An 18,267-nucleotide genomic window follows, 5' to 3' on the forward strand; every position below is an offset into this window, starting at 1 on the left:
GGGACGCGCACCGGGAATACTCATGCGGCTAGTAGGCTCGCGGACATGACTGAACGCACTCTGATCCTTGTCAAGCCCGATGGAGTCCGCCGCGGACTGTCCGGCGAAATCCTGCGTCGCGTCGAGGCAAAGGGCTACTCGCTCGTCGCCGTCGAGCTTCGCCACGCCACCCCTGAACTGCTCGCCGACCACTACGCCGAGCACGTGGGCAAGCCGTTCTACCAGCCGTTGGTCGACTTCATGATGGAGGGCCCGACGCTCGCCATCGTTGCCGAGGGCAACGGTGTCATCGAGGGCTTCCGCTCGCTCGCGGGCACCACCAACCCCACCTCCGCGGCTCCCGGCACCATCCGTGGCGACCTGGGCCGCGACTGGGGCCTGAAGGTCATGCAGAACCTGGTGCACGGCTCGGACTCCGAGGAGAGCTCGGCTCGCGAGATCGGCATCTGGTTCCCCAGCCTGTAGTCCGGCGGGGCAGCAAGGTCTAGGCGGGCACCCCCTCCCGGCTATGGCGCCCCACCCCCTATTGGTCCGATTTCGCACGCCCTGAGCCGCGCGTGCGCGCTGATGGTCCTTTTTGGCACGCTCTCGCGTCCGTACCCCCTGGCTTGCGTTGGATCGGGCGCACTTTCCCCTAGGCTGACACCGTGTATCTCAAGACGCTGACGCTTAGGGGCTTCAAGTCCTTTGCGTCGGCGACCACCCTAGAGTTTGAGCCGGGCGTCACCTGCGTGGTGGGCCCCAACGGGTCCGGCAAGTCCAACGTCGTGGACGCGCTCGCCTGGGTGATGGGTGAGCAGGGCGCCAAGACGCTACGCGGCGGCAAGATGGACGACGTCATCTTCGCGGGAACCTCCGGCCGTGCGCCGCTGGGTCGCGCCGAAGTCGCCCTCACCATCGACAACACCGACGGTGCGCTGCCCATCGACTACACCGAGGTCACGATCAGCCGCACGCTGTTCCGCTCGGGCGGCTCCGAGTACGCCATCAACGGCACCTCGTGCCGACTGCTGGACATCCAGGACCTGCTGAGCGACTCCGGCCTGGGCCGCGAGATGCACGTGATCGTCGGCCAAGGCCAGCTCGACGCTGTGCTGCGGGCCACCCCCGAGGAGCGCCGCCACTTCATCGAGGAGGCCGCTGGAATCCTCAAGCACCGCAAGCGCAAGGACAAGGCGCTGCGCAAGCTCGACGCGATGCAGGCCAACCTCACACGCGTTCAGGATCTCACCGGAGAGATCCGCCGCCAGCTCGGACCCCTGGGCAAGCAGGCGGAGGTCGCACGCCAAGCACAGACCATCCAAGCCGATGCGCGGGATGCCAAGTCTCGGCTTCTCGCCGACGACCTGTCTCAGTTGGGCAACTCCCTTGAGCAGGAGCAGGCCGACGAGACCGCACTGCTCGAACGCCGCGCCGCAGTCGAGAAGTCACTGGCTGAGATGCGTGACCGCCTCGCCGACCTGGAGCGAGCATCCGCCGAGGCGACTCCCGCGCTCACCAAGGCGAACGACACCTACTACCGCCTCAGCTCGATTCGTGAGCGGCTGCGCAACCTCGCCGCCCTCGCAGACGAGCGCGTGCGGATGTTGGGCTCCAACGTCGACCACTCGCCGCCCACCGACCTGGTGGACCTAGACGAACAACTCGAACGCGCGCGGGCGGCGGGCCAGGAACTTGCCGCCGAAGTCGCCGCGGCCGCGGAGGCACTCACCGCCGCCGAGGCAGGCCGAACCGATGCCGAGGCAGTGGCAGAGACGTCCGAGCGGCACCTGGCTAACCTGCTGCGCTCCGTGGCAGACCGCCGCGAGGGCGTGGCCCGTATTGCCGGCGACGTCGCCGCCCGGCGTTCGCGAGTCGAGGCCGCCGAGGCCGAGATCGGCCGCCTCAATGAGGCCCTCGCCGCAGCCATCAAGCGCGGAAACGATGCCACTACCGAGTTCCAGCACCTCGAGACGTCCGTTGCCTCAGTCGAGGACGGCGAGGAGGACCTCGACGAGGCACACGAGGCCGCCACCGAGGAATGGGAGGACGCCAAGAGCGCCCTTAGCGATCTCAAAGACAAGCTCAACACCGCGATGCGCGAGCGCGACACCTGGGCCGCCAAGGCCGAGGCTCTCGAGCTGACGTTGACCCGCAAGGATGGCGCAGGCGAACTCCTCGCCTCCGGATCACGTTCGGTGCGCGGCACGGTGGCCGCGCAGATTGACGTCGCGGCCGATGCTGAGGATGCCATCGCGGCGGCACTCAGTTCGCTTGCCGATGCCCTCGCGGTGGAAAGCGTAGAGGACGCGGTCGATGCGATTCGCTGGCTGCGCGACGAGGATGCCGGGCGCGCGGAGTTCCTCATCGGTGACTCCACCGCAACGGTCGACAACCCCAACGTGACGCTGCCCGATGGTGTGTCCTGGGCATCGGAGTTCATTTCCGGCTCGGGTGGCATCGTCGACACCGTCCGGGCCTTCCTTTCCGGTGTCGTGGTGGTCGACGACCTCGCCACCGCACGATCAGTGGTGAGCCAGCATCGTGACGTCGTCGCCGTCACGCGACGAGGGGACCTGCTGGGCTCGCGCAACGCCTCCGGTGGCGCGGGAGACGCGCCGTCCGTGCTGCACATGCAGGCCGCACTCGACGAGGCGAAGACCAAGCGCGCCGCCGCGACGGTGGTGGTTGAGGCCACGCAGTTCGAGACCCGTACGGCCGAGGAGCGCGAGTCAGCGGCCCGCTCGCATCACGGCATCACCATGGAACGACTGAACGAGTCCGACGCACGCATGGCGGCCGTCGCCGAACAGCTGGGTCACTTTGGCGCCCAGGCCCGCGCCGCGAAGGGGGAGGCCGAGCGGCTCACCGTGCAACTCGAGGAGGCCGCGGTACGCATTGCCGGCGACCAGGAGACGCTCACCGGCCTCACGGAACGACTCGCGGCAGCGCAGGCAGCACCCGAGCAGACCGAGACCGACACCATCGCGGCCCAGGCGCAGCGCGACACCCACGCTCAGGACGCGGTCGCGGCCCGTGCCCGAGAGACAGAGGCTCGACTCGCGTTGCGCACCGCCGAGGAGCGCGCACGTGCCCTGACCGCCCGAGCGGAGTCCCTGGAACGTGCGGCCACGGCCGAGCGCGACGCCCGCGCCCGAGCGGAAGAGGCGGCCAAGCGCCGCGAGCGTCAGGCTCAGGCCGCGCGCGAGGTCATCCAAGGCGCCAACGAGACGCTCGCCCAGATTGACGTGTCCGTCCAACGCGCAGACGATGCGCGGGCGGCCGCCGAGCAGGCGCGCACCGAGCGCTCGGGGCAGCTGTCCGAGGTGCGCCGAAGTGTCGAGGAGTACGCCGAGGAATATCGCCGTCTGACCGACGACGCCCACAAGGACGAGGTGGCGCGCGCGCAACAAAAGGTGCGCCTCGAGCAGCTTGAGCAGCGCGCCATCGATGAGCTCGGCGTGGATCCCAAGCAACTGATCGAGGAGTTTGGGCCCCACTTGCCGGTGCCGCGGCGACGCGACGATGCGGCGGGCACCGGTGCCGAGGGTACGGAAGTCGTTGGGGTCACCGAGGAAGGCGACGCCTCGGGTGTGCCGTATGTGCGCGAGCAGCAGGAGAAGCGGCTCCGGCAGGCAGAGCGCGCGATGAACCAGCTGGGCCGAGTGAACCCGCTCGCACTTGAGGAGTTCGCGGCGCTCGAGGAGCGACACAAATTCCTCACCGACCAACTCGCGGACGTCAAGAAGTCGCGCGAGGACCTCATGGAGATCGTCCGCGAGATCGACGAGCGGGTTGAGCAGATCTTTGTCGAGGCGTACAACGACACCGCGGCGCAGTTCGAGCGCATTTTCCCGCGCCTGTTCCCCGGCGGCGAGGGAAAATTGATCCTCACCGACCCGGCGAACATGCTGACCACGGGGCTCGAGGTCGAGGCGCGTCCGGCTGGCAAGAAGGTCAAGCGGCTGTCGCTCCTGTCCGGCGGTGAGCGCTCGCTCACCGCGGTCGCGCTGCTGGTGTCCATCTTCAAGGCGCGCCCCAGCCCGTTCTACGTGATGGACGAGGTTGAAGCCGCGCTGGACGATGTCAACCTGGGCCGGCTGCTGGAGATCTTTACGGAACTACAAGAAGACAGCCAGCTGATCGTCATCACGCACCAGAAACGCACGATGGAAATCGCGGATGCGCTGTACGGCGTGACGATGCGTGGGGACGGTGTCACCACCGTGATCAGCCAAAGGCTCAAGGAGTCTGAGTAGCTTCCGGTCCAGAACGGACCAGCAGCACACCGACACGCCCCCGGGACGTGCGACATCGGACCAATGGGGGGGACGTGCGGCGGTTTTGGGCTAGTAGTCGTGTCAGTTGCGGCTAAACCCTTACGTTGACGGGGCAAACCCTATAGACTCGCACCCGACGTCGTAGTAGCCGTCGCCGTTCACCGTCGCGGTGAGCGCGCTCCGATCGCTCGCACTACGATCCCGATCCGGTAGCCACCAAGCCGCGTCAGGGAGAGCCACTCACCCCCAGCAGTCAATCTCTGCCTGCGCGCATGGAACAGAGTAGAGCTCTCCTGCGTTCCCCAAACAGGGAAGGCCGGTAGGCGGCCGCCGGGAAGTTGGCGCCCAAAAGCCACCCTTTCTGGGGGCTTGCGCAACGGCTGATCGCGAGAGACGATTTGTCCTATATGAGAAGTGTCTAGGTCCGAAGGAGTGGTAAATGTTCACGAACATGGAGTCAACGCTCACCATCGCGTTTATTTTGTCCGCCATCGTGTTCATCGCGGCCGTCGCCGCTGAGGGCCGTGGGCAGCACCTGCTGAGGGTCATCCTCGGACTCGAGGGTGAACGAGGCAAGGAACAACTCTTTGCCGATGTGGAGCGCGAGGACAACAACCTGCGACTCGTGACCGACATGTCACGTCTCGAGGAGTTCAGCCGCGACACCACCGAAATTGAAGTGGCCGCTGCGATCGAAGCAGAGCTCAAGCGCGGCAAGGGAAACGCCGCAGCCTGAGCGTCGACGTGACGCAAACGGCTCGCACCTGACACACTGACGCCGTGGATATTTCATGGATTCCTGGTGACCAGGACGCAATCGTCGCCGCAATTGCCGGCGTCGCCATTCTTGTCGCGGGTGCCGCGGTCTTCGTCACGAAGAGTCGTGACCGCCGAGACCTCGATAAATTCACGCCGCCGGCCAAGCCGAGTGATGATGTCACCACGCCCCCGGCGGGTGCCGAGGCTCCCTCAGGCACCGCGCCAGCACAGCCAGACGTCCAGCCTCCGGCACCCAAGGGTGACCGTCCCGAGGATCCAGACGCCCGCTTCGCGCGACTGCGATCCCGCCTCGGCGGCGGCCTAGGAGCCGGCCTCCTCTCCATCTTTGGACGCGGCAAACTCGACGCCAATGCCTGGGACGAGTTGGAAGAGACGCTCCTCCTCGCGGACGTGGGCCCGGCCGCCACGGACGACATCCTCGCGGCGCTCAAGACCCGGCTGACCCGCGAGCCCGACGTGGAGCCCAAGCGGGCCCTGCACGACGCACTCCTCGACATCGTCGACCCCACGCTGGACCGTTCCCTCTCGCTCGGGACACCCGGCGCGGCGGAGGGCACCACCGCGATCGTGGTGGGCGTCAACGGAGTGGGCAAGACCACGACGGTGGGCAAGATTGCTCGCGTGCTGGTCGCCGAGGACTACTCGGTGGTGCTCGGTGCCGCGGATACGTTCCGCGCCGCGGCTGCCGATCAGCTCGAGACCTGGGGTTCTCGCGTGGGCGTGCCCGTCGTGCGCTCGCACAAGGAGGGCGCGGATCCCGCGTCGGTCGCCTTCGAGGCCGCCGACAAGACGCGTACCGATGGGGCGGACGTGCTCCTGGTCGACACCGCCGGCCGCCTGCAGAACAAGGCTGGACTCATGGACGAGCTCGGCAAGATCGTGCGCGTGGTGTCCAAGGTGCGCCCGCCCAGCGAGGTGTTGTTGGTTCTCGACGCGACGACCGGGCAAAACGGTCTCAGCCAAGCGCGCATCTTTGGCGAGGTGGCGCCGCTTACCGGGATCATTCTGACCAAGATGGACGGCACAGCCAAGGGCGGCATCGTCATCGCCGTGCAGCGCGAACTCGGCGTGCCCGTGAAGTTCCTGGGGCTAGGCGAGGGCGTCGACGACCTGGCTCCATTTGATCCGCAGCAGTTCGTCGACGGCCTACTGGGCGAGTAGGGGAGCACCATGCCTGAGATTCCCGCAAACTGGTACGACGACGGCTCGGGGCGACTGCGCTATTGGGACGGCCAAGCCTGGACCGAGCACTTCGCGGACACGTACGTGCCTCCGGCCCCTGCGGCACCTCCTGCCGGTCAGGCCCCACCCGCGCAGCAGGCTCAGCACTACCAGCAGGCTCCGCTCGCCGAGCAGGCCGTCGATGCTCAGCAAGCCTCACCGCCCGCTCAGGGCTTCGGCCCCGCGCAACCCTCGGCGGCAGCGACCCCGCAGAGCTACGCGCCTCAGTCGTGGGCCGATGCACCCGGAACGCACGAGCATGCCGGGCCGACGTACGCCGACGGTCAGGTTGGCGCCTATTCCGACCCGTTCGCTATGCCGCCGCGTCAAGATGCCCACCACGCCGCAGCGTCTGCGCCGCGAAAGAAACTCCCCGGCTGGGGGCTCGCGCTCATCATTGTGGGTGTTCTCGCCGTCATTGGTGTGATCGTCGGCGTCATTGTGCTGATCGTGGTCGCGGTTCGTGGCGCGGCGGACCTCAACGACTCGGTCTTCGACGACTTTGAGGACCCCTACGCCGCGGCGTTGCCCTACGAGCTCGAGTCCGTCTATTGGGAACTCGACGCCGCGTACCGCGAAGACTCTTGCCCCGCGCTCATGGCCGTGACGACCCCCAACTACTTCGAGTCGCTCGGGCTCGACCCCACGTCGTGCGTCGATGTGTTTAACCTCGACGAGGAGGAGACCGGGTTTGAGGGCACCCCCGAGTCGGGTGACATCCTGGGCAGTCACGCCACACTGACGGCCTACGAGACGTATGCCCTGGACGGCGAGTTCTATGGCGGCGAGGCGGTCTACACCCTCGTGAACATCGACGGCGAATGGCTGTTCGATTCGCTCGAGTACCCCGAGGACTAGCCGTTCGCTACCGACGCGCCGGGTAACTGCGCCCGCGACTCGCCATGCGGAATGTCCGTATTTCGCCCCCCTCGCAACACACCTTTTACCGCAGTGGCTCGTTTGTAACGCTCCCGAAACATTGGGGCCGTTCGCGCGAAACAGTTCTACGCGACTCTGTTTCTTGACTAGCCGAGTGGCTGGGAAAAGGAGAAAACGGAACATGGATAGCGGCAACATTGCATGGCTGCTGACTTCCGCTTCACTCGTGCTACTGATGACGCCTGCACTGGCGTTGTTCTACGGTGGCATGTCGCGAAGCAAGTCAGTCCTGAACATGATGATGATGAGCTTCGGCGCGATGGCAGTCGTCGGCGTGGCTTGGATCTTCGTCGGAAACGGCATTTCAGTAGGCGAGTCGATGGCGGGAGGGCTCTTCGGAAACCCCACCTCGGACCTCTTCCTCAACGCCTCTTGGGTCTCCGGTGACGGCGAGGCACTCATCTCGACAGGCTTCGGCGCTACCTTCGCCATCATCACCGTCGCGCTGATCTCGGGGTCGATCGCCGACCGCGCCAAGTTCAGCGCCTGGCTCGTCTTCTCCTTCCTGTGGGCGATCCTCGTCTACTCGCCCGTCTCGCACTGGGTCTGGGGCGGCGGAATCCTCAGCGACGCAGGTCCAATCTTCAACGAAGACTGGTTCCCCCAGGACTTCGCCGGTGGAACCGTGGTGCACATTAACGCTGGTGTCGCCGGCCTGGTTCTCGCGCTTCTGCTCGGTGTCCGCAAGGGCTTCGGCAAGGAGCCCTTCAAGCCTCACAACCTTCCCTTCGTCATGATCGGTGCAGCACTGCTCTGGTTCGGCTGGTTCGGATTCAACGCCGGTTCGGCCTTCGCCGCCGACGACTCGGCTGCCGCCGCCTGGGTGAACACCACCGCAGCAACGGTTGCCGCCATCCTCGGTTGGTTGCTCGTTGAGAAGATCCGCGACGGCAAGGCCACCTCGCTTGGTGCCGCGTCCGGTGTGGTCGCTGGTCTGGTCGCCATTACGCCTGCCGCAGTCGCGGTGGACCCGTGGGGCGCGCTGGTCATCGGTGTTCTCGCCGGTGTGTTCTCGTCGCTCGCCGTTGGCCTGAAGTACAAGTTCGGATATGACGACTCGCTCGACGTCGTGGGTGTCCACCTGGTCTCTGGTCTCTGGGGCACCGTGGCCATCGGTCTTATCGGTACCACCACGTTCGGTGCCTGGGACGGACTGTTCCTCGGGGGCGGCTTCGGCGGCCTCTGGGCCCAGATCGTTGCGGCCGGCGTCACCATCGCCTACTCCGCAGTCGCTACGCTGATCATTGGTCTGGCAATTAAGCACACCATGGGCTTCCGAGTCTCCGAGGAGATCGAAGTTGCCGGAATCGACCTCGCCGAACACGGCGAGACCGCATACGAGGAGGCTAAGTAACTATGAAGCTAGTCACAGCAATCATTCAGCCGCACCGCGTTGACGAAGTTCGTGCAGCCGTCGAGGCCGCCGGTGTCAAGGGTGTGACGGTCTCCGAGGCAGCCGGCTACGGTCGCCAGAAGGGCCACACCGAGGTCTACCGCGGTGCCGAATACACGGTCGACCTGGTTCCCAAGACTCGTCTTGAGATCCTCGTTGAGGACGCCGATGCTGCGGTCGTGACGGAGGCCATCGTCTCCGCCGCACAGACTGGCAAGATCGGTGACGGCAAGGTCTGGACGGTGCCCGTCGACGACGTGGCTCGCGTCCGTACCGGCGAGCACGGCGCAGACGCGCTGTAACCGCACCGCTACACATCACACCAATGGAGCCCCACGCTAGCGACGCTCGCGATGGCTCCCACGCTGAGGTCCCGCATCCTTCTGGGGTGCGGGACCTCAAGCGTGAGCGGCGCGAACTCGCCGCCGAGCTTTACCGTGACAAGGTGTCGGGCCCGGCCCGACGCCTTGCACTGTCCGGACTCGCGTTCACCCGCCTCGCCGAGCACTGGAACCTGATCACCGACGGCCTCACCGAGGGTGCGACGCTTGGCGCCGTGGGCAGCATCGGACGCGGCGACGCGGGACCCGAATCCGACCTCGACCTGGTGCTGATCCACGACGGCAACACCTTCTCGAAGGAGGAGCTGGCCGACCTCGCGGAGCGCCTCTGGTATCCCATCTGGGACGCTGGCCTTGAGCTCGACTACTCGATGCGGTCAATCACCGAGTGTCGCCAGGTGGCGTCCAAGGATCTTGCCGCTGCAGCCGGGCTGCTCGACCTGCAGGCCATCGCCGGCGATGACGCCCTCGCCAAGCAGGCACGCGCCGCGATCTACCAGGACTGGCGCTCGGCAGCACGGAAGCGCTTCCCTGAACTTCTCAGCAATTCCCGCGCCCGTGCCGAACGGCATGGCGAGCTCGCCTACCTGATCGAGCCGCACCTCAAGGAGTCCCGTGGTGGACTGCGCGACTGGATGAGCCTCAAGGCGCTGTCCGCCACCTGGCTGACCGACAAACCCCACGGCGCGGTCGATGCTGCTGGCAACTACCTTCTGGACGTCCGTGACGCGATTCAGACCGTGACGGAGCGGCCGCAGAACGTGCTGGGCCGTCACATCGCGGGCGACGTCGCGGACTTACTGGGCGAGTCCGATGCCGACGACGTGCTGGCCAAGCTTGCCGAGGCCGGCCGCACCATCGCCTATGCGCTGGACACGACGGAGCGAGGCGCTCGCCGCTCGCTTGAGCGCTCCGGCATTGGCTCGCGAGGATGGAAGGCTCGCCGCCGTGGCGGCCCGCCCCGTCACGTACCGGTGGCTACCGGACTGATCGATGTGGACGGTGAGCTCGCCCTCGCGCCGGACTATGACGCGACCGCCGATGCACTGTTGCCGTTGCGCGCCGCCGCAACGGCCGCACAGACCGGGCTCACCTTCACCCCGAACCTGCTGGTCACCCTGGAGAAGTGCCCGGACCTGCCGGAGCCGTGGCCTCACGAGGCCCTCGAGTACCTCCGCGACCTGTTGGGAGCGAGCGCGCATCTGGTGTCCGTGTGGGAGGCGATCGACCTCGCGGGGCTCGCCGTGCGGTGGCTGCCCGAGTGGGAGGGGGTGCGCAACCGTCCTCAGCGCAGTCCCGTGCACCGCTACACCGTGGACCGTCACTCCATCGAGGCGGTGGTGCTCGCGGGTAAGGCGCGCAGGCACGTCGAGGACGCAGATCTGCTGGTGTTCACCGCGTGGCTGCACGACATCGGCAAGCGCGCCGGGGCGACCAACCATTCACTCGACGGCGCAGACCTGATTCCCAGCATCGCGAACCGCCTTGGGTTGTCAAAAGACTTCGCGCACGACATCGAGGTCCTCGTGCGCCAGCACCTGACCCTCGCGCAGTTCGCCACCACGCGGGACCTGGACGACCCGCAGACCGTGGCTGACCTGCTTGCCGCCGTCGAGGGACGCGAGGACCTGCTCGAGGTGCTCCGCGCACTCACCGAGGCAGACGCCAAGGCGGCTGGCCCCAAGGCCTGGACGACCTGGCGCGAGACGCTCATCTCTGACTTGACGCACCGTGCCAAGCAAGCCCTCACCCACGGCCACCTGGACGGTGAGAACCTCCCCCCGGCATCGGCCGATCTTGACCCGCCAGCCGTGGATCCAGGAATCGTGGACCAAGCCCAGGTGCCGCCCCAGGTAGGCTAGAACGCAAGTCTTTTCTGAAAGGGCACCAGTGTTCGCAAACCTCTCCGACCGTCTGACATCGACCTTCCGCAACCTGCGCGGGAAGGGACGCCTCTCCGAGGCCGACATCGACGGCACCATTCGTGAAATCCGTCGCGCCTTGCTCGATGCCGACGTCGCCGTTCCCGTGGTCCGTACCTTTACTGGCAACATCCGCGAGCGCGCGCTCGGCATGGAAGTCTCCGAGGCCCTCAATCCGGGCCAGCAGGTCGTCAAGATCGTTAACGAGGAGCTCGTCGCGATCCTGGGTGGCGAAACCCGCAACCTCAAGTTCGCGAAGAACGGCCCCACGGTCATCATGCTTGCGGGTCTGCAGGGTGCCGGAAAGACCACGCTGGCCGGAAAGCTTGCGCACAACCTCAAGCAGCAGGGGCAGACGCCGCTGCTCGTGGCCGCCGACCTCCAGCGCCCCAACGCCGTCACGCAGCTCCAGGTGGTCGGTGAGCGTGCTGGCGTGCCGGTGTTTGCCCCCGAGCCCGGTGTCACCCGCGAGGGCGAGAAGCAGCGGGGCAACCCCGTCAAGGTCGCCAAGAAGGGTCTCAAGGAGGCCCAGGCCAAGCAGCACTCCGTGGTGATTGTCGACACCGCCGGCCGCCTTGGTGTTGACGCCGAGCTCATGAAGCAGGCGGGGGACATCCGCAAGGCAATTGAGCCCAACGAGGTCCTGTTCGTCATCGACTCGATGATCGGTCAGGACGCGGTCAACACGGCCAAGGCGTTCCAAGATGGCGTGGACTTCACGGGCGTCGTGCTCACCAAGCTAGACGGTGACGCGCGCGGTGGTGCCGCACTGTCCGTCGCAGAGGTCACCGGCCGACCCATCATGTTCGCCTCCACCGGTGAGAAGCTCGACGAGTTCGAGGTGTTCCACCCCGACCGTATGGCCTCGCGCATCCTGGACATGGGTGACGTGCTGTCGCTCATCGAACAGGCCGAGAAGGCTTTCGATGAGGATGAGTCCAAGCGCATGGCGGATAAGGTCGCCAAGGGGGAAGATTTCACCCTCAGCGACTTCCTGAGCCAGATGCAGCAACTCAAGAACATGGGCTCCATGAAGAAGATGCTGACCATGCTTCCGGGCATGGGTCAGATGCGCGACCAGATCGACAACTTCGACGAGGCGGAGCTGGTGCGGACCGAGGCGATGATCCAGTCGATGACTCCCGCCGAGCGTGACAATCCCAAGATCCTGAACGGCTCGCGCCGCCTGCGCATCGCCAAGGGTTCCGGAACGTCGGTCGCCCAGATCAATACCTTGGTCAAGCGTTTTGGCGACGCCCAGCAGATGATGCGTGCCATTGGCAAGGGCGGCGGGATGCCGCAGATGCCCGGTGCCGGCGGAGGTCCGGGTGCGTACGGCGGCATGCCCGGCGGCAAGAAGTCTCGCGGCAAGCAGGCCCCCCAGCGCAAGGTCAAGGGCAAGAGCGGCAACCCGGCCAAGCGCGCTCAGCAGGAGGCCGCGGCCAAGTCAGGGGCGAACTCGGCGCCCGCGGGCAGCGCGTTCGGCCTGGGCACCGCGCCGGAGCCCAAGGACGTGGACCCGACCCAGTTGAACGCCGACCTCGGCAAGTACCTGGGACGTTAGGCGCCCTGTGGCCCGCCTTCATCTGACCGGCACCGTGGTGGTCGACGCCGCCACGCAGCACGATGAGGCGTGGGTGGAGGACGGTCACATTACGTTCACGCGGCCAGTGACGGCCGATGCTGGGGCTAGCGGCACCACGACGCAGAACGAACCCTGGGTGGAGATTTCCGGGGTGGCGATTCCCGGGCTGGTGGACGTCCACTGTCACGTCGGGCTGGACTCGGGTGGAGCCGTCGACCCGGAACTCGCGCTCAAGCAGGCCACTGTGGACCGCGATGCTGGCACGCTGCTGATTCGGGACGCCGGGTCACCCATCGACAATTCCTTTGTCCAGGCCCATGAGGACCTGCCGCGGCTGATTCGCGCGGGTCGCTTCATCGCCCGTCCCAAGCGCTACCTGCGCGGCTACGGCCGCGAGATCGAGGTGGAGGACTTGGTGCGCGTGGTGGTTGAGGAGGCCAAGCGCGGCGACGGCTGGGTCAAGATCATCTCTGACTGGATTGACCGCGACACCGGTGACCTGGAACCGCTGTGGCCCGCTGACCTGCTTGCGGAGGCCATCGCCGCCGCCCATGCGTTGGGGGTTCGGGTGACGGCCCACACGTTCGCCACGGAGAGCATCGACCCTCTGCTGGACGCACGCATCGACTGCATCGAGCACGGCACGGGCATGACTCGCGGGCAGATGGAGCGGGCCGCGGCAGCCGGGGTGCCGGTGGTGCCCACCCTGCTGCAGGTGGCCAACTTCGAGAACTACGCGGCCCAGGGGAGAGCCAAGTTTCCTGCCTATGCCGAGCGCATGCAGCGCATGTACGACAATCGTTTCGCTCAAGTGAGGGCCTTCCGTGACGCGGGACTGACGCTGTTGGTAGGCACCGATGCCGGCGGCACCATCGGCCACGGCGCGATCGCCGAGGAGGCCGAGCTGATGGTCGAGGCGGGCATTCCCGCTGCCGAGGTCGTCGCCGCGGCCTCCTGGTCAGCCAGGCATTTCCTGGGTGCACGTGGCCTCACCGAGGGCGCCAGCGCGGATCTAGTGATCTACCCACGCGACCCGCGCCGAGACATCACTGCCTTGCGTGAGCCCGCGACCATTGTGCTGCGGGGAAGCGTCGTGGCGAGTGCAGGATCCGGAGCCTAGCGAGACCGTGCAATCCGCACGGCGCTCGTAGACGAACCGTCTTCATACCTAGGAGGACCATATGTCCGCAATCGACGTGGGGCGTGAACGCGCGAATCGCGCTGCCCGACGGAGCGTATGGTCCGACGCGTTGGAGGCCGCGATGTGGCTTGCTGCGATCACCGGCATTGCGTTCATGATCGCCAGCGGCGGATTTACCGTGGCGACCGCTGCGAACTGGTGGAACACGTTGGGTCGCGCCATCGGCATCGTCGCCGCGGTGATGATGATGACGCAAGTGTTGTTGGCCTCGCGGGCACCGTGGATCGAGAAGGTCATTGGTCACGACCGTGCGATCGCCAAGCACACCCGTCTGGGCAAGGTAGCGATCTTGCTGATGTTTGTGCACCTCATCCTGATGACGGCGACGACCGCGGCCTTCGACGACCGATCATTCGTTGAGCAGACCATCAGGTGGCAGGACTACGGCTGGTTCATGCTATTCGCGCAGATCGCGTCCGTGAGCTTCCTGGTGGTGCTGGTGACGTCGCTCACGGCTGTCCGGTTGCGCTGGCGATACGAACGCTGGCACGCGGTCCACCTGCTGGTCTATGTGGGTGTGGCCTTCGCCGTCCCGCACCAGTTCCTCGAGGGGACCACCTTTGTAGGCGGGGGCGTGGCGTGGTGGTTCTGGGCAGCGTTGTGGACCGTGAGCATCGGTTCGTTCGTCGTCTATCGACTGATACGCCCGCTGCTCCTGACCGGCAGGCATCACCTCACTGTCGAGTCCGTCGACACGCTGGGGGACGGCTCGACGTCCGTCACAATCGCCGGGCGCGACGTGGCCCGATTGCGCGCCCAGGCTGGTCAGTTCTTTCTGTGGCGCTTCCTCAGTCCTGGGCTGCGCTGGCAGTCGCACCCCTATTCGCTGTCCGCGGCACCCGGCGACCGCCTCCGGATCACCGTGAAGGCCTCGGGAGATGGGTCCGGACGCGTGGCGGAGGTGCCGGTCGGGACACGCGTGATGATTGAGGGTCCGCTCGGCATCTTTACCCACTCGCGGCGCGCCAAGTCGGCACTCCTGCTGGTCAGCGCGGGCATCGGCATCACCCCGGTACGTTCCATGCTTGAGGCCGTCGAGCCCGGCGATGACTGCACGGTGGTGGTGCGGGTGCGCTCGCGCGCCGAGGCGCCGTTGCTCGACGAGGTGGAGGAACTCGCAAACGCCAGAGGCGCCACGCTGCACGTGCTCGAGGGCCAACGCGGTGCGACCTGGGGTACCGCTGAGTTGCCGGCGAGCATCGGCCAGTTCGTTGCCGATCCCGCCGCCACCGACGTCTATGTCTGTGGCCCGCCCGGTTGGTCGACGGTCGTTGCGGCCGATGCTGCCGCGGCTGGCGTGCCCGCCGAGGCAATACATCGCGAAGAGTTTGGGTGGTAGAGATGAAGACATCGAGAAAGCTCATGGTGGGCGGAGCCTCCGTGGTGATCCTAGGTGCAGGATTCGCGGCGGCGCCCGAGGCGGCGGTTCTGGAACTCACCGACCCGGGTGCGGAGACGGCCTCGGGTGCGACCGACCAGCCCACCACTGAAGCCACCGCGGCTCCCGACACCTCGCCCGTACCCGAAACCTCAACGCCCCCGGACGTCAGCGAGGAAGCCGCGGACGGCACCTACCCAGGCCCCGTCGTCACCAACATCCGCGGGGACTACCAACTGCAGATCGTGGTGGTCGACGCAGTGGTGACCGACGTGGAGTTCCTCGCGGCGGGCACCGAGGCCGCCGAGTCCGTTTCCATTAACGCCAGGGCACTGCCTATTCTTCGCGAGGAGATCCTGGAGGCCCAGGACTGGGACGTGGACTACGTCAGCGGCGCCTCGTTCACCTCGCCGGCAATGGTCGAATCCGCACAGGGCGCGTTCGACGACGCCGGCCTATAGGCCATGAGGGAATCACTCAAGCGTCGCGTAGTCACCGCGATGACCATGGACTTCACGCTGGACGTGCCGGCATCCGTATCCGACGACGCCCTCGACACGGTGATGCCCTTTATCGAGTCCGACCTGCAGTGGGCGGACTCCATCTTTAGCCTCTACAAGCCCGACTCCGAACTGTCACGGCTGGGGCGTGGCGAGGCCAGCATCGGCGACTGTGTGCCCGCCGTCGCGGAGGTGCTCGACCTGTGCGAAAAGTACCGCGACGAGACGGGCGGGGCTTTTGATGCCCGCCGCCCCGATGGGGTGATCGACCCCACCGGCATCGTCAAAACCTGGGCCATGGAACGGGTGCGATGGCGGTTCCCACTCCTGGGAGCATCGGCGTGGCTGTGGGGATGTGCCGGTGACGTGTCCGCCCAGGGGCGGCCGGATGCCACGGCGCCGTGGCGTGTAGGCATCGCAGACCCGCGCGGTACTGGCGCCACTGTCGACGCGATCGAGCTCGGCACTGCTGTTGCTGTGGCCACCTCGGGTACGGCTCACAGCGGAGCACACATCTGGGACCCACGCCGGGGAAGCGCGGCACACCACTACGCGCAGGTCTCTGTGGCCGGAGGCGATGTGGTGCAGTGCGATGCGTGGGCGACGGCCATCATGGCGGGAGGACGCAAGGTCGCGCTCGCGGCGCAAGCCGAGGGGTTGCATGTGCTGACGTGCTCGGCGCGCGAGGGCAAGATCTTCGCGGAGCGCAGTCCCGGGTGGCCGCGGATTGCCCCCTAGACACCCTCCCAGTGCGGTACGTGGAACAGCCTTCAGGCTCGACGCCGAGGTCCCCGGCTCCTTCGAGTAGTGTGCGGGCCAGGAAAGCCAGCCCCAGCATCGGCCGGCGTGTGTGCTGTGGTTGCCCAGTGCCCTGGCGATCTGGCACAATAGGGCGCTGGTGATTGTGGCCCTCTAACCCACATGAACCAATTCGTCTTGCTAGCGACATCGTCCGATTTCCCCGGACGATGGGTGCCGGCTCACACCGAATAACAAGGAGATACAGCTATGGCTGTCAAGATTCGTCTGAAGCGTTTTGGTAAGAAGAAGGCGCCTTTCTACCGCGTCGTCGTCATGGACGGCCGCGCGAAGCGCGACGGTAAGGCCCTCGAAGAGATCGGCATTTACCACCCGCTGAACAACCCCTCGATCATCGAGATCAACTCCGAGCGCGCGCTGTACTGGCTCTCGGTTGGCGCACAGCCTTCCGACCAGGTGCGCAAGCTGCTGACCCTCACGGGCGACATGGGCATCCACCAGGGTGACAAGAACGCCAAGAGCACCGTTGAGCTCTCCGCTGGCAAGGCCAGCGCCGAGGACCAGATCAAGGCTCACGCTGACGCCGCCGAGAAGCTCAAGGCCGCCAAGGCCGAGGAGAACGAAAAGGCCAAGAAGGAAGCCGAAGCAGAAGCTAAGGCTGCCGAAGAGGCTGCCGCAGCAGAGGCCAGGGCCGCTGACGAGGCAAAGGCCGCCGAGGCAGAGGAGGCTCCTGCAGAGGAAGCCGCCGCTGAAGAGGCGCCTGCCGCCGACGCCGCAGAGGCCGAGGAGAAGTAACCGTGACCCTCGACGCCCTGGAGTACCTGGTCCGTAGCATCGTCCGCAACCCGGACGACGTGCGCGTCACCGAGCGCTCCGGGCGTCGGGGAACCACGCTCAACGTGGTGGTTCACCCCGACGACCTTCCCCGCGTGATTGGTCGTCGCGGACGCACGGCGTCCGCCATCCGCACCGTCGTGGAGGCCATTGCCCGCGACGACGTGAGGGTCAATATTGTGGACGTAGCCCCGCGCTAACCGGCTACCCGCGCTCCAGCACCACCCCCGGGTACGCAACACCACCCGCGGAGCAGAGTGCCCGCTAGCGGCGGAAGAACTCTCCCGCACGCTTGGTCGACAGCAGCAGGATGATCAGTAGCGCGAACGCAATGGACAACCCCAGTTGGAAGACCGGCGGATTGCTCACGGCGAACCACGCGTACACGTCCGTGGCAATGCGAACCAGCATCACGATGATGATGAGTACTCGCATGATGCGAGATCCGCGTGCGAGCGCCATCGCCAGCAACGCCATAATGACGCCAAAGAAGATGGAACCCCACGCATAGGCCGTGCCGTCGCCGCCACTCTCGGCAGCAGACAGATCTATCTGGCGCGTGAGGACGAGCACGCCACCGACGATGCTGCCAAGGGCGAAGATCCACATCAGGACCACGACAAAGGTGACACTCGCTGGACGAGTTGCGACTGAACTCATGATTCTCCCCGTTTCGGCACGGTGCCGTTTTCTCGATAGTACTGCCGCCAGCGCCGCTGCGCACGGGGAAAATCAGTGGTTACGAGGCGCGTTAGCGGCGGAAGAACGCTGAGGCGCGCTTGGTGGTCAGGAACGCGATGATGCCGAGTGCGAAGAGCAACGAGACGACGAGCACGATGACGTTGGCGTCCTCGACACTGACCAAGGCGTAGACGTCCAGGACGGCCCGAATCGCCATTGTCGCAATAACGAGGAAACGCACCAGGCGCGACCCACCGGACAGCGCGACGGCGAGGATCGCCATGAACAGTCCAATGCCCAGCGAGATCCACCCGTAGAGGGCGCCATCGCCGTCCGCGGTCGCACTACTGGGATTCGCGACGGCCCACAGTAGGAGCCCGCCACCCACTGCACTGCCGAGTGCGGAGAGCCACATCAACACGACGACGAGGGTGACGCTACCTGGACGTACTGCTGTCGAACTCATGACTCTCC

At 66.2% G+C, this 18,267-nt stretch carries 17 protein-coding genes; 15 read left to right on the forward strand and 2 right to left on the reverse strand.

Annotation, left to right across the window (positions count from 1 at the left end):
• The first annotated feature begins 45 nt into the window (after window positions 1–45).
• The 15 genes from ndk to AOP73_RS07555 all read left to right on the forward strand — a co-directional run bounded on the left by ndk (window position 46) and on the right by AOP73_RS07555 (window position 17,312).
• Window positions 46–465 carry a nucleoside-diphosphate kinase gene (gene ndk / locus AOP73_RS07485; protein ID WP_061964342.1) on the forward strand — a complete coding sequence of 140 codons (420 nt, stop codon included), beginning with the start codon at window positions 46–48 and terminating at the stop codon, window positions 463–465.
• A gap of 182 nt (window positions 466–647) precedes the next feature.
• Window positions 648–4,238, forward strand: a complete 3,591-nt coding sequence (gene smc / locus AOP73_RS07490; protein WP_061964344.1) for a chromosome segregation protein SMC — start codon at window positions 648–650, stop codon at window positions 4,236–4,238.
• A gap of 460 nt (window positions 4,239–4,698) precedes the next feature.
• Window positions 4,699–4,995, forward strand: a complete 297-nt coding sequence (locus tag AOP73_RS07495; protein ID WP_061964346.1) for a hypothetical protein — start codon at window positions 4,699–4,701, stop codon at window positions 4,993–4,995.
• Window positions 4,996–5,039: 44 nt separating this feature from the next.
• On the forward strand, window positions 5,040–6,200 hold the full coding sequence (gene ftsY, locus AOP73_RS07500) for a signal recognition particle-docking protein FtsY (protein WP_061964348.1): 1,161 nt from the start codon (window positions 5,040–5,042) through the stop codon (window positions 6,198–6,200).
• A 9-nt stretch (window positions 6,201–6,209) separates the two neighbouring features.
• Entirely contained in the window at window positions 6,210–7,118 is a 909-nt protein-coding gene (locus AOP73_RS11895; RefSeq protein WP_061964350.1) for a DUF2510 domain-containing protein, read from the forward strand.
• 202 nt (window positions 7,119–7,320) lie between these two features.
• Window positions 7,321–8,553, forward strand: coding sequence for an ammonium transporter (locus tag AOP73_RS07510; protein ID WP_061964352.1), 1,233 nt, complete (start codon window positions 7,321–7,323; stop codon window positions 8,551–8,553).
• A gap of 2 nt (window positions 8,554–8,555) precedes the next feature.
• Window positions 8,556–8,894 carry a P-II family nitrogen regulator gene (locus AOP73_RS07515; protein WP_061964354.1) on the forward strand — a complete coding sequence of 113 codons (339 nt, stop codon included), beginning with the start codon at window positions 8,556–8,558 and terminating at the stop codon, window positions 8,892–8,894.
• A 23-nt stretch (window positions 8,895–8,917) separates the two neighbouring features.
• Window positions 8,918–10,795, forward strand: coding sequence for a [protein-PII] uridylyltransferase family protein (locus AOP73_RS07520; RefSeq protein ID WP_084626648.1), 1,878 nt, complete (start codon window positions 8,918–8,920; stop codon window positions 10,793–10,795).
• A 28-nt stretch (window positions 10,796–10,823) separates the two neighbouring features.
• A complete protein-coding gene (ffh, locus tag AOP73_RS07525; RefSeq protein WP_061964356.1) occupies window positions 10,824–12,419 on the forward strand; it encodes a signal recognition particle protein in 1,596 nt (531 codons plus the stop codon).
• Between the two features lie 7 nt (window positions 12,420–12,426).
• Window positions 12,427–13,560, forward strand: coding sequence for an amidohydrolase family protein (locus AOP73_RS07530; protein ID WP_061964358.1), 1,134 nt, complete (start codon window positions 12,427–12,429; stop codon window positions 13,558–13,560).
• A gap of 61 nt (window positions 13,561–13,621) precedes the next feature.
• On the forward strand, window positions 13,622–14,980 hold the full coding sequence (locus tag AOP73_RS07535; protein WP_061964360.1) for a ferredoxin reductase family protein: 1,359 nt from the start codon (window positions 13,622–13,624) through the stop codon (window positions 14,978–14,980).
• Window positions 14,981–14,982: 2 nt separating this feature from the next.
• Entirely contained in the window at window positions 14,983–15,480 is a 498-nt protein-coding gene (locus AOP73_RS07540) for an FMN-binding protein (protein ID WP_061964362.1), read from the forward strand.
• A gap of 3 nt (window positions 15,481–15,483) precedes the next feature.
• Window positions 15,484–16,257, forward strand: a complete 774-nt coding sequence (locus AOP73_RS07545) for an FAD:protein FMN transferase (protein ID WP_084626650.1) — start codon at window positions 15,484–15,486, stop codon at window positions 16,255–16,257.
• Between the two features lie 270 nt (window positions 16,258–16,527).
• Window positions 16,528–17,073 carry a 30S ribosomal protein S16 gene (gene rpsP, locus AOP73_RS07550; RefSeq protein WP_061964366.1) on the forward strand — a complete coding sequence of 182 codons (546 nt, stop codon included), beginning with the start codon at window positions 16,528–16,530 and terminating at the stop codon, window positions 17,071–17,073.
• A 2-nt stretch (window positions 17,074–17,075) separates the two neighbouring features.
• Window positions 17,076–17,312: a KH domain-containing protein gene (locus AOP73_RS07555; protein ID WP_061964368.1), complete on the forward strand. Its 237-nt coding sequence runs from the start codon at window positions 17,076–17,078 to the stop codon at window positions 17,310–17,312.
• Between the two features lie 64 nt (window positions 17,313–17,376).
• On the opposite strand, the gene AOP73_RS07560 is transcribed toward AOP73_RS07555, so the two are convergent.
• Both AOP73_RS07560 and AOP73_RS07565 read right to left on the reverse strand, forming a co-directional pair.
• Window positions 17,377–17,772: a hypothetical protein gene (locus AOP73_RS07560; RefSeq protein ID WP_061964369.1), complete on the reverse strand. Its 396-nt coding sequence runs from the start codon at window positions 17,770–17,772 to the stop codon at window positions 17,377–17,379.
• 91 nt (window positions 17,773–17,863) lie between these two features.
• Window positions 17,864–18,259: a hypothetical protein gene (locus tag AOP73_RS07565; RefSeq protein ID WP_061964371.1), complete on the reverse strand. Its 396-nt coding sequence runs from the start codon at window positions 18,257–18,259 to the stop codon at window positions 17,864–17,866.
• Window positions 18,260–18,267 lie beyond the last annotated feature (8 nt).

Origin of the sequence: Demequina aurantiaca (genome assembly GCF_000975135.1) — a bacterium.
Classification (GTDB): domain Bacteria; phylum Actinomycetota; class Actinomycetes; order Actinomycetales; family Demequinaceae; genus Demequina; species Demequina aurantiaca.

What these genes read in the sequence shown, in the direction of transcription:
- rpsP (WP_061964366.1), top strand. Translation starts at nt 16,528, where the DNA reads ATGGCTGTCAAGATTCGTCTGAAGCGTTTTGGTAAGAAGAAGGCGCCT.
- AOP73_RS07540 (WP_061964362.1), top strand. Translation starts at nt 14,983, where the DNA reads ATGAAGACATCGAGAAAGCTCATGGTGGGCGGAGCCTCCGTGGTGATC.
- AOP73_RS07520 (WP_084626648.1), top strand. Translation starts at nt 8,918, where the DNA reads ATGGAGCCCCACGCTAGCGACGCTCGCGATGGCTCCCACGCTGAGGTC.
- AOP73_RS07560 (WP_061964369.1), bottom strand. Translation starts at nt 17,772, where the DNA reads ATGAGTTCAGTCGCAACTCGTCCAGCGAGTGTCACCTTTGTCGTGGTC.
- AOP73_RS07510 (WP_061964352.1), top strand. Translation starts at nt 7,321, where the DNA reads ATGGATAGCGGCAACATTGCATGGCTGCTGACTTCCGCTTCACTCGTG.
- AOP73_RS07515 (WP_061964354.1), top strand. Translation starts at nt 8,556, where the DNA reads ATGAAGCTAGTCACAGCAATCATTCAGCCGCACCGCGTTGACGAAGTT.
- AOP73_RS11895 (WP_061964350.1), top strand. Translation starts at nt 6,210, where the DNA reads ATGCCTGAGATTCCCGCAAACTGGTACGACGACGGCTCGGGGCGACTG.
- AOP73_RS07495 (WP_061964346.1), top strand. Translation starts at nt 4,699, where the DNA reads ATGTTCACGAACATGGAGTCAACGCTCACCATCGCGTTTATTTTGTCC.
- AOP73_RS07535 (WP_061964360.1), top strand. Translation starts at nt 13,622, where the DNA reads ATGTCCGCAATCGACGTGGGGCGTGAACGCGCGAATCGCGCTGCCCGA.
- ndk (WP_061964342.1), top strand. Translation starts at nt 46, where the DNA reads ATGACTGAACGCACTCTGATCCTTGTCAAGCCCGATGGAGTCCGCCGC.
- AOP73_RS07545 (WP_084626650.1), top strand. Translation starts at nt 15,484, where the DNA reads ATGAGGGAATCACTCAAGCGTCGCGTAGTCACCGCGATGACCATGGAC.
- AOP73_RS07565 (WP_061964371.1), bottom strand. Translation starts at nt 18,259, where the DNA reads ATGAGTTCGACAGCAGTACGTCCAGGTAGCGTCACCCTCGTCGTCGTG.